The 13,070-nt window shown below is 60.7% G+C and carries 3 protein-coding genes; 1 reads left to right on the forward strand and 2 read right to left on the reverse strand.

What is annotated here, in order from left to right; translation table 11 throughout:
• Positions 1-54: 54 nt before the first annotated feature.
• On the reverse strand, positions 55-1,140 hold the full coding sequence (locus B9Z51_RS00350) for a hypothetical protein (protein ID WP_199227416.1): 1,086 nt from the start codon (positions 1,138-1,140) through the stop codon (positions 55-57).
• Positions 1,141-1,329: 189 nt separating this feature from the next.
• A complete protein-coding gene (locus B9Z51_RS00355; protein WP_108370860.1) occupies positions 1,330-1,569 on the reverse strand; it encodes a hypothetical protein in 240 nt (79 codons plus the stop codon).
• Here B9Z51_RS00355 and B9Z51_RS19000 point away from each other — a divergent pair.
• On the forward strand, positions 1,568-12,691 hold the full coding sequence (locus tag B9Z51_RS19000; RefSeq protein ID WP_108370861.1) for a YDG domain-containing protein: 11,124 nt from the start codon (positions 1,568-1,570) through the stop codon (positions 12,689-12,691). The genes B9Z51_RS00355 and B9Z51_RS19000 overlap by 2 nt on opposite strands.
• The last annotated feature ends 379 nt before the right edge of the window (positions 12,692-13,070 follow it).

Here is a 13,070-nt window from a genome sequence, read left to right on the forward strand (position 1 = left end):
GACTCTGCGAGTGCCGACCTACGAGGCTTATTTGGAGTGCTCCGGACTGGGGCTTCAGTCGCGCGCCGCCTGCTTGGCCTGCAAAGCCTGTTCTTTCAGCCAGCGCTTGAGTTCAGCCGCGTTTTGGATGCGGCGCAAATCGCCAGACAAACTGTCCACGGCATGACGCTGATCGGCCTGCAAACGCTGCAAGGCTTGCGTGAGGCAGGCCTCTGCCACATCGGCGCTGACCCGAACGCAAAACTCCCGAGACAAACGGTCTTGCAACTGCAACAAATCATCCTCAAGCGCCGCCACCTGCTCCTTGAGCAACAGCGCCATGGCCGCCAGCTTGTCATCAGTCACCGGTTTGCCCGCAGAAGGGTCCACTTGTGTGAGCTGCATTTGCAGGCGCAGCAAAGTGGTCAAGTCATGCCGTTCGTAAGCGGCATTGACCTCGCTCATCAGCGCCGTCTTGCGTTCGCGCTCCTGTGCATCGGGTTCGCGGTCTGGGTGCAAGGCACTGGCCAATTGCCGGAAGATGGTGCGCAAGGCGGTCTTGGCATCGGCCTGCGCTGTCTGCGCCTTTTGCTGCGCGGCAGGTTTCTTTTGAGCTTTGCGGGCGGCCCGTTTGGCGGCTTTGCGTTCATCGTCGGCTTGCGCTTGTCGCTGCCATTGGCGCATGGCCGCAGCCATCATCTCTTCGGGGGTTGCGTACAAACCGGGGTTGTTGATCGGCTGTCCCCAGGCCGCTTCAATCTTTTCCCGCAGGCGTTGCGCCGCTTCGGCTTGTTCCTCGGCAGCATCCGCGTCATCCTCTGCCGCGTACAAAGCCGCCACGACTTGCACCTGTGGGTCAGCCTGGACGGGCAGCAAGGCCAGCAGGCTGCGCACCTTGCTGCGCGCCATGCGTTGCTGCTGTGCGGTCAAGTCTTCGGCATTCAAACGCTCGTGCACAAACAGCAACAGGCTTTTGTTCAAGGCCAGGGCCTGCTCAGCGCTATCGCGCAAGACCTGAAGGTGAGCATAACGGTGGGTATTTGACCAAGCTTGCAGCCGTTCAATGTGTCCGGACAACAGCGCAATGCGGGCCAGCAGCCGATTGAACCCCTGCTGCGCTTCTGACATGGGGGCTGGATGGTGAACACGAACGATGGGCATGCGACTCCTTCAATGGGCCGCAAGCCTACTACGCTTTGACGTCTGGCCTCGCCCACGGGCCATGTCGGGGTCTTCGACCACCGACCTACGGAAACCAGCGAGCAGTTAACCATGTCGAAGTCTCCGACCACCGACCTACGCAAAGCATCAGGCCGCTTCGCAGGACGGCACTCGCAGAGTCAGACACTTTCAAAACGACGGCAGGGCCTGATGCAGGCACATGCGGTACATCTGCAAAACATCGAAGTTTTCGACAGAAATTCTATTGAAAATTAATTTTTCATCAAATTCCATAAAAACACGAAGGCATACCCCAATTGGGTGATTACTTTTATTGATTATTTCATCAAAATCACCAATAGCTATTTCCAAGCATAAATAAATACTTTTAATAATTTGTTTATTTGTGCGCTTTTGGTGTTCATCCATGAATTCAAATTTATTCAAGACTGTCTTTTCTCAACGTTTGGGAGCATTGATCGCCGTCGGTGAGCACACCTGCGGTCAGGGCAAGGCAACAGGCGGCCACGCGGCAGGCCACGTCAACCTCTGGGCCAGTGCCGCCGCTGGCGCCAGTTACTTTGGCGTGGTGAGTTTGGGTTTTGCATTCGTTTCGCTGGCCTGGGCTGCGCCCGCCAACAACGCCCTGCCCTCTGGCGGTCAAGTCGCCCAGGGCACAGCCGCCATCAGCCAAAGCCGCGCCAACATGGCCATTCAACAGAGCACCGCCCGTGCCGTGGTCAACTGGCAGAGCTTTGACATTGGCAAAGATGCCAAAGTCAACATCGTCCAGCCCAATGCACAGGCCGTGCTGCTCAACCGCGTCACCGGCGCGGCCCCCAGCCAGATCTTTGGCCAGATGTCGGCCAACGGCCAAGTCGTTTTGGTCAACCCCAATGGCGTGACCTTTGGCAAGGATGGCTCAGTCAGCGCTGCGGGCCTGACGGCCAGTACCCTCAACACGTCAGACGCCGACTTCATGGCCGGGCGCAACCGCTTCACACGCGATGGCGCCACCGGTGAGGTGGTCAACCAAGGCACGCTCAGCGCAGCCCCTGGCGGCTATGTCGCCCTGCTGGGCGCCAGTGTCTCTAATGAGGGCAAGATTTACGCACCCCAAGGCCATGTGGCCCTGGGCGCCGCCGAGGTCATCACCCTGCCCATGACGGGCAGTGGGCGCATCAAGATGGCGTTGAGTCCATCGGCCATCAACGCCGCTGTGGCCAACCAAAAAGGCGGCACCATCGTCACCGAAGGCGGTCAGGTCTATATGCAGGCCGCCGCTGTAGGCAGTGTTGTAGGCAGTGCCATGGCCAGCGTGCTGCAGTCCGGCAGCATTGACACGTCAGGCGAACAAGGCGGCGCGGTGCACCTGCTGGCCGACAGCGGCACCATCAAGGTGGACGGCTCCATCAACGCCAACAGCACTGGCAAAGACGATAAGGGCCTACCGCGCAAAGGCGGCGACATCATCATCGGGCGCGATACCGACACCGGCGTGCTGTCAAAGACCACCGATGTGAGTGGCGCAAAGTTGGAGAGCGTGGGCGCATTGATCGAAACTTCCGGCTCGAATTTGAAGTTCAACGGCGTGTCCGTGCTCGCCAAAAACTGGTTGCTGGACCCCGTGGATGTCTCCATTGATGCGGCAAGCGCGGCCACCATCGGCACCAACCTGGGCACCACCGATGTCACCATCCAAACCACAGGCAGCACCCTGGGCGTGACAACAGCGGGTACAGGCAACATCTTCATCGAAAGTGCTATCACCAAAGCTGCAGCGGCAGGCGCAGACACCACCCTCACGCTGCTGGCCGACAACGGCATCATCCTCAATGCAATGATCAGCGCAGCCGCAGGGGCTGGCAAACTCAATGTGGTGATGGAAGCCAAAGGTCAAACCGATGGCGTGGCCGTAGGCAGCATGACGGCAGCTCAACGCGCTGCAAGCCAAGGCGTGTACATCAACACCTACGCGACCTACAGTGGCTATGGCGGCATCAACGCCAATGGCGGTGACGTGACCATCACCGGCACGTCATACGCGGCCACTGGCGGTCAATCCAGCGCCTTGGGCAAAGGGGTGCTGATGGTCAACAACACCAATATTTCCGCCAACAACATCACCATCACGGGTACGGCAGAGAATCAGTCGGGAGAAACCAGCTATGGGGTGGTCTTGCAGCGTTTCCCAGGCAGGGCCACGCTGACTGCCACAGGCGACATCAACCTGACAGGCACACTGCAAGGCGCAGGCAACGGCTCTGGCCTGTACACGAGTACGAGCAGTCAAAACACGAACTCCCAGACCCTCAAGGCGGGCGGCAACATCACGATACAAGGCAACAACCGCGCATCCACAAGCAACACCAGTGCCGCCATTTACTTGAGGTCGGGCCTGCAAGTTGAAGCGGTTGGCAACATTGTGCTGAAAGCAGAAACCAACAATTCAGCCGCACTGGCCATGGATATTTATTCGGGTGCTCAGAATTACGAAGGCAATGCGTCATTCAGATCGGTCAACAGCAGCGGGGTAGCCACCGGCAATGTGCTGATTCAAAGCAATCAGGGCGGCATTTTGCTCTACAACCAAATGGGCTCCAGTGCCGGTGCATTGACCAGCATCGAGGGCAAAAACATCAGCATCGACAACACCGGTGGTACGGTCGATGCCATTACCGGGGCCATCACGCGAGGAACGGGCAAATCCACATCCAACAATGCGGGCATCAACATTGCTGACGGGAGGGCCATCACCGCCAGCAACAACATCAACTTGCTGGGTGTCGGAACAACGGGCAATGGTGTCGCCATCACTGGTGCGGCTGCGCTGTCTGCCAACGTTGCGGGCAATACCGGCGACATCACGATTGAAGGCGAAAACACCACCGCCTCGGGGGCTGCCATCAACATCAGCAATGCCGCCTCGACCCTGACTGCGCGCAACATCGTCACCCTGACCTCTGGGGGCACGGGCTCCGGCACCTCCTTGGTCGCCGCAGGCAACATCGCTGTGGGCACACAGCTCCTAGTCACCACACCCGCTGCGGGCACCATTTCAGGCGTCATCAGCGGCACGGGTTCCTTGCTCAAATCAGGCGCCGGTCAGCTCTCCCTCACTGCGGTGAACGGCACCACCTATGGCACCAACACCTTTGCAGGCGGCATCACGGTCAGCCAGGGCACGCTGTTGCTCGGCCACGGCGGGGGCAATTACAACAAGACGGCGGGCACCGGCGCCATTGTGGTGGGCGATACCAACACCGGCAGCAACAACGTGGCCTTGTTGCTGGAAAAGGGGGTGCCGGACAACACCTCTGGCCCCTTGACCCGAGACATCACCTTCACCAACAACGGCACAGGCACGGCCACTTTGGGCACCACGGTGGGCATTGCCGGTGACGCCAATCGCGGCTGGACAAGCGCCAACAGCAAAATCACCTTCAACCGCGACATCCTGATCAACGACGCCACGGCCGACCGGTTCACGCTCGATGGCCAGTTCACGGGCACGGGCAACATCACCTTTTCGGGCACGCGCATCACCATGAGCACGCTCACAGGCAACGGCATCTCGGCCAACGACTTTGTGGGCGATGTGACCATCAGCTCTGGCACCATGCTGCAAGCCAGCGCCAAATACATCCTGCCCAGCACCACCAATCTGACCAACAACGGCAACTTCAGACTTCTCAATGGCAGCGACCAAACCATTGATGCATTGAACGGGTCGGGCACCATCACCACAACGGGCAGTTTGCCCACCACCGTGAGCGTCGGCAACCACAACGGCAGCGGCAATTTCTCGGGCACCATCGTGGGCGTCTCTCCTCTTGTGAACCTGGTCAAAAATGGCACGGGCACTCAAGTCCTGAGCGGTGCCAACAACTACGCAGGCACCACGGTCATCAACGACGGCACACTGCAAATTGGCAATGGCGGCACCTCGGGCACCATCGGCACCGGGGCCATCACCGACAACGCGGCCCTGGTCTTCAACCGCAGCGACGCGGGCCTGGTGGTCAGCGCCAAAATATCGGGCACCGGCACCGTCACCCAAGCAGGCACGGGCACCACCATCCTGTCGGCCGACAACGACTGGAGCGGCGACACCACCATCAGCGCGGGCACCTTGCAAGTGGGCAACGGCGGCACCACCGGCACGCTGGGCACCTCGACCACCATCACCGACAACGGCACGCTGGCCTTCAAGCGCAGCGACAACATCTCTGCGGACCTGAAAATCACCGGCACCGGAGGCCTCACGCAAGCGGGCTCCGGTACATTGACCCTGCTGGACTCGGCAGCGCTTTACGGCGTCAACGATTACAGCGGCGCCACCACCATCAGCGCGGGCACCTTGCAAGTGGGCAATGGCGGCACATCGGGCCACCTGGGCACAGGTGCCATCGTGGACAGCGGCACCCTGGCCATCAACCATTCGGATGACGTCACCCTGAGCCAAGCCATCAGCGGCGGGGGCGGCTTGACCCAATCGGGCGCGGGCACCACCACGCTCACGGGCGCCAACACCTACAGCGGCACCACCACCATCAGCAGCGGCGTCTTGCAAGTCGGCGACGGCGGCACCTCAGGCTCCGTCGGCACGGGCGCTGTCATCGACAACGCCTCTTTGGTCTTCAAGCGCAGCGACACCCTCTGGGTCAGCGGCGTCATCAGCGGCACCGGCGCCATCACGCAAGCGGGCACGGGCACCACCATCCTGGCCAACAACAACACCTATGCGGGCACCACCACCATCAGCAGCGGCACCCTGCAAGTGGGCAGCGGATACAGCACCGGCTCATTGGGCACGGGCGCCATTCTGGACAACGGGGCCCTGGTCTTCAACCGGGGCGATTCGGGGCTGGTGGTCAGCGCCAAAATCTCAGGCACGGGCAGCGTCACCCAAGCGGGCTCAGGCGGCACCACCACACTGACGGCAGAAAACGACTGGAGCGGCACCACCACCATCAGCGCGGGCACTTTGCAAATTGGCAATGGTGGCACCACCGGCACCTTGGGCACCGCCACCACCGTCACCACCAACGGCACACTGAGCTTCAAGCGCAGCGACAACCTCTCGGTCGGACTGAAAATCACGGGCACCGGCGGCCTGACGCAAGCAGGCAGCGGCACGTTGACGCTGATCGATTCGGCCGCACTCAACGGCGCCAACACCTACAGCGGCACCACCACCATCAGTGCGGGCACGCTGCAAGTGGGCGACGGTGGCACCTCGGGCAACCTGGGCACGGGCAGCGTACTGGACAACGGCAGCTTGGTCTTCAACCGCTCGGACACCTTGACGATCAGCGGCAACATGGGCGGCTCGGGCACCGTGGCGCAATCGGGCACAGGCACCACCATCCTGACTGGCAACAACAGCTACGCGGGCGCCACCACCGTCAACACCGGCACTCTGCAAATTGGCAACGGCGCCGCTCTTGGCTCATTAGGTGTGGGCGCAGCATCGGTGGCAGCCAACGCCAACTTGAACTTCAAACGGTCTGACGCGGCTTACTCCATCACGCCAGCCATCACTGGCGCAGGCAATCTCAACTTCCTGGGCACCGGGGTACAAGGTCAAAGTTCCTACAGCCTGTCTGCCAACAACAGCAGTTTCACCGGCAACATCAATATCACTTCGGCGCGTCTGAACGTGAGTGCGGCGACCCAAATCGGGGCCACTTCGCCCATCACCGTCAACAGCGGTGGTCAGCTGTTTCCGAACGGCAACTTCACCCTGAGCAACCCGCTCTCACTGGCAGGCACTGGCTGGAATGAAAGCGCCGGACTGATCGGTGCCCTGCGCATGGTCGGGGGCGTCAACTACGCAGGCAACATCACCCTGGCCGCAGACGCACGCATTGCCACCTATGGCACCGGCTCAGCAGCCACCATCTCAGGCGTCATCAGCGGCACTCCAAACATCGAGTTTGCCTCTCCGGGTGGCGTCGGCACCATCACGCTAACGGGCAACAACACCTACACAGGCTCCACCACCATCAGCTCGGGCATCTTGCAAGTGGGCAACAGCGGCACCACCGGCACCTTGGGCACTGGTGCCGTGGTGGACAACGGCACCTTGACCCTCAAGCGCAGCGATGCCATCACGTTGGCCAACGCCATCAGCGGCACAGGCGCCCTGACCCAGGCGGGCGCAGGCACCACCACGCTGACGGCCAACAACACCTACAGCGGCATCACCACCATCAGCACCGGCACCCTGCAAGTGGGCAACGGCGGAACCACCGGCACCCTGGGCACGGGTGCCATCACCGACAACGCCGCCTTGGTGTTCAACCGCAGCAATGCGGTGTCCGTTCCCGGCGTCATCAGTGGCACGGGCACTCTGACCCAGTCGGGCACAGGCACCACCACGTTGACCGGCAACAACACCTACACCGGCGGCACCACTGTGTCCACTGGCATGCTGCAAATTGGCGACGGCACCAACAACGGCCAGATCGGCTCAGGCATCACCCAAATCGCCTCAGGCGCCACCTTGAATTTCAACGTCAAGTCCGCCAGCACCGCCAACTACAGCACCACCAACACCTTCACCGGAGCCGGCACCCTTCAAAAAACAGGTGCAGGAACGCTGACCTGGGGCACCGCTGTAGCGGTCTTCGGCATGTCCGGGGGTTTGATCGACGTGCAAGCTGGAACCTTGATCGGCGCCAACTTCGGCAATGAAGTCTGGACCAACAACAAAGCGTCCCTCAACGTTGCCACCGGTGCAACGTTCGTGGGTGCCGAAGGCGCCATCTTTGTGGATGCCCTGACAGGGGGCGGCGCGGTCACCTCAGGATACGCGGGTTACGCCTACAACTTGACCGTGGGGGTCAACAATGGCTCGGGCACTTTTTCTGGTGTCATCCAAGATGCCAACGGCGTCGCGGCCAAACTGAGCAAAACAGGCACTGGCACACAAATCCTGACCGGCACCAACACCTACACCGGCGTCACGACCATCAGTGACGGCGTGCTGCAAGTGGGTAACGGCGGCACCACAGGCACCCTGGGCACAGGCGCGGTCACCGACAACGCCGCCTTGGTGTTCAACCGCAGCGACGCACTTACGGTAGCCAACGTCATCAGCGGCACGGGCACCTTGACCCAATCGGGCGCAGGCACCACGACCTTGACCGGCAACAACAGCTACGCGGGCACCACCACCATCAGCGCGGGCACCTTGCAAGTGGGCAGCGGCAGCACCACCGGCACCCTGGGAACAGGCGCCGTCATTGACAACGCCAGCCTGGTCTTCAACCGCTCCAACACCCTGCTGGTGGCCAATGCCATCAGCGGCATCGGCACCTTGAGCCAGACCGGCACAGGCACCACCCAACTGAGCGCCGACAACAGCTATGCAGGCACCACCACCGTCAGCGGCGGCACCTTGCAAGTGGGCAACGCAGGCAGCACCGGCACCTTGGGCGCAGGGTCTGTGACGCTCAGCAACAACGCGAACCTGAGCTACGTGCGCTCTGCGGCCACCACGGTGGCCAACAACATCTCGGGCACAGGCAATGTGCTGGCCAGCATCACCGGCGCGGTCAGCAACCTGACGGTGGACCACACCATCAGCCTCACGGGCGGCACCGTCAACCTGGTCACCGATGGCAACTTGTCCGTCACCCAGGCCATCAGCACCACCAACGCCACCAGCGCCGCTGTCTTTCTGGAAGCTGGCAAATCCACCGCCGCAGGCACCGCCACCGGTGGCAACGTGAGCTTGTCGGGCAGTGGCGCCGTGACCGTGGGCACCGGGGGCCGCATCACCTACGAAACTGGCTCACTCACAGGCAGCACAGGTCTGGGCGTGGTCGCAGGCAACAACCGCTACAACAGCGACGAAACCACCACCAACTACACCGCCGCTTTGGGCGCTGGCGCCTATGCCGTCTACAGGGAACAACCGCTCGTCACGGTGCAGGTCAACAACGCCAGCAAAACCTACGACGGCATCAGCTTCAGCGGCGGCTCTCTGAGCACCAGCCTGGCCGCTGGAAGCCTGGTCAACGGCGACACATTCGCTGCCGTGACGGCCAACGCCAACTATGGCGGTACGGCTCAAGGCGCCAAAAACGCCTCGGTCACCCCCTACGTCATCAGCGCCAGCGACACCGGCGGCACCAGCAGCAACCTCAATGCCCTGGGCTATGGCGTGTCTTACACCAGCGGCACCCTGACCGTCAGCCAAAAGGAAGTCAGCCTGGCCGCCGCCAAAACCTATGACGGTGTCAAAACACTCAGTGGCACGCAACTGAGCATCACCACAGGCGTGGGCAGCGAAACCCTGAACTACACCAGTGCCACCATCGCCAGCAAAAATGTGGCTGACAACAGCAGCAACTACGTCGATGCCATCACCCTGACCGACGGCACCGGGTTGGCCAGCAACTACAAAGCGCCCAGCCTGAGCGCCGCAGCGGCGACCAAAAACACAGCAACCCTCACGGCCAAGTCGGTGACTCTGGACAGCATCAGCGCCGCCAGCAAGACCTATGACGGCACCACCGCTGCCACCATCACGGCTGGCGTCATCAGAGGCACCGCTTTGGGCGAAACCTTGAGCGTCACAGGCACCGGTGTGTTTGCGGACAAGAAAGCCGCCACGGGCGTGGTGGTGACGGTGGCAGACGTGACCACTTTGACCAAAGCCAATGGCACAGGCGACTGGGGCAACTACAGCCTGAGCACCACTGGCGTTAAGAGCACCTCAGCAGATATCAGCAAGAAAGATTTGGTCATCAGCGCCACCGCTTCTGACAAAACTTACGACGCCACTACGTTGGCCACTGCCAGCTTGAGCAGCGACAAAATCACAGGCGACACCCTGACGCTGGCCCAAACCAGCGCTTCGTTTGACAACAAGAATGTCGGCACCGGCAAGACCGTTACGGTGGCTGGTCTGGCGATCAGCGGCACCGATGCAGGTAACTACAACCTGACCAACAGCACGGCCACCACCACGGCAGCCATCAGCAAGAAAGATTTGGTCATCAGCGCCACCGCTTCTGACAAGACTTACGACGCCACTACGTTGGCCACTGCCAGCTTGAGCAGCGACAAAATCGCAGGTGACACCCTCACGCTGGCGCAAACCGGCGCTTCGTTTGACACCAAGAACGTCGGCACCGGCAAGACCGTCACGGTGACAGGTCTGGCGATCAGCGGCACCGATGCGGACAACTACAACCTGACCAACAGCACGGCCACCACCACGGCGGCTGTGTCAAAGAAGGACCTAGTCATCAGCGCCACCGCTTCTGACAAGACTTACGACGCCACGACTTTGGCCACTGCCAGCTTGAGCAGCGACAAAATCGCAGGTGACACCCTCACGCTGGCGCAAACCGGCGCTTCGTTTGACAACAAGAATGTCGGCACCGGCAAGACCGTCACGGTGGCTGGTCTGGCGATCAGCGGCACCGATGCGGACAACTACAACCTGACCAACACCACGGCTACCACCACGGCGGCTGTGACAAAGAAGGACCTGGTCATCAGCGCCACCGCTTCTGACAAGACTTACGACGCCACGACTTTGGCCACTGCCAGCTTGAGCAGCGACAAAATCGCAGGTGACACCCTCACGCTGGCGCAAACCGGCGCTTCGTTTGACAACAAGAATGTCGGCACCGGCAAGACCGTCACGGTGGCTGGTCTGGCGATCAGCGGCACCGATGCGGACAACTACAACCTGACCAACACCACGGCTACCACCACGGCGGCTGTGACAAAGAAGGACCTGGTCATCAGCGCCACCGCTTCTGACAAGACTTACGACGCCACTACTTTGGCCACAGTCAGCTTGAGCAGCGACAAAATCACAGGTGACACCCTCACGCTGGCGCAAATCGGCGCCACGTTTGACACCAAGAATGTCGGCACCGGCAAGACCGTCACGGTGGAAGGTCTGGCAATCAGCGGCACCGATGCTGACAACTACAACCTGACGAACACCTCCGCAACCACCACGGCAACCATCAGCAAGAAGGATTTGGTCATCAGCGCCACCGCTTCTGACAAGACTTACGACGCCACTACGTTGGCCACTGCCAGCTTGAGCAGCGACAAAATCACAGGTGACACCCTGACGCTGGCGCAAACCGGCGCCACGTTTGACACCAAGAACGTCGGCACCGGCAAGACCGTCACGGTGGCAGGTCTGGCGATCACCGGCACCGATGCAGGCAACTACAACCTGACCAACAGCACGGCCACCACCACGGCAGCCATCAGCAAGAAGGATTTGGTCATCAGCGCCACCGCTTCTGACAAGACTTACGACGCCACTACGTTGGCCACTGCCAGCTTGAGCAGCGACAAAATCGCAGGTGACACCCTCACGCTGGCGCAAACCGGCGCTTCGTTTGACACCAAGAACGTCGGCACCGGCAAGACCGTCACCGTGGCAGGTCTGGCGATCAGCGGCACCGATGTGGACAACTACAACCTGACCAACAGCACGACCACCACCACCGCCAACATCACCCCCAAAGACCTGACCCTGAGCAGCATCACCGCAGCCAGCAAAACTTATGACGGCAACACCACGGCGGCAATCACGCAGGTCGGCTTGACTGGGTTTGTGGGCTCTGAAACCCTGGGCGCCACAGCCACGGGCTCGTTTGTCAACAAGAACGCCGGACTGCGCACGGTCAACGTCAGCACGGCCAACACCACACTGACCGACGACCTTGCCTCGGGCGGACTGACCAGCAACTATCAGCTGGTGGCAGGCAGCGTGGGCAGCGCGACCACCATTGCACCCAAAGACGCTGTGGTGACCGCCAACAGCGATGTGAGCAAGGTTTACAACGGCGCCAACCAAACAGTCAGCGGTTTCACCGCCACGGGCCTGGTCAATGGCGAAACTGCTGCTGTGCTGACCGGCGTGAACGCGGGCGCCACAGGCAAAAACGCAGGCACTTACAACGCCATCGCTTCGGGCACAGACAACAACTACGCGCTGAGCTTCATCGCTGGCCGTCTCGTGATCGCCCCCAAAGAGGCCGAGGTTGCAGTCTCCCCGCTCACCGCAGTGTCCAACGGCACCTTGTTCACCCAAGCGCCGGCCACCAAGTCAGGGTTTGTGACTGGCGAAGATGTGGTCGTGAACGGTCTGGCTTCAGGCATTGCCGCTGGCACCTACAACTCGCAGATCCAAGTGGCGCCCGCCAACAGCGCCACAGTGCTCGACAACTACCTCATCAAGATCGTCAACGCCGCCTTGCTCATCACGCCCAACGCCGTTGCAGTGCCACCTGTGCGGCCAGTGTTTCTCAGTGGTCCTCCGACGATCACATCGCGCCTGAGCTGGGCCGGGTTTTCGGGCGTCAACACGAATACATCTTCAGCACAGAGGGCCAACTCTGACACAGCGGCATCAGGCGGCGCCGCATCATTGACCTCGGCAGTACCAAGCGGCAACGCGTTCCCACAAGTGTGTACCCCAGAGGGTCTGCAGGAATGCGATTGTGCAGAGACCTCCATAGAGAGTGTCGAAATTTGCCTGTCCCCGGCCTCCAAACAATGAGGCCGTCGTCTGAGACCCGAAGCCCGTAGCTCGGCACTCGCAAAGTGCCGACATGGCCCCCTGCTCCCCGTCAATGTGTCAATACGGCCGAAGGCATGGCGAGCAAATATCGGGGTCTTCGCCCGCCGACCTCCAAGAAACCGCAAACGCTTTGTAGGTCGGCACTCGCAGAGTCCGACGTTGCGAAATCAGCGACGTGTGCACAGGTGGATTCAGCGCAACAGATCAACATTTTCATATTTGATGAATTTTCAATAATTTTCTCAAAAACAGCTGGGAGTACCCCAATTGGGTGATTACTTTTGGCGTTTATTTCTACAAAATCACCAATAGCGATTCTTCAACATAAATAAATACTTTCAACAAGTCGTTTGTTTTT

It is taken from the genome of Limnohabitans sp. T6-5 (assembly GCF_003063315.1).
In the GTDB taxonomy this organism is placed as follows: Bacteria; Pseudomonadota; Gammaproteobacteria; order Burkholderiales; family Burkholderiaceae_C; genus Limnohabitans_A.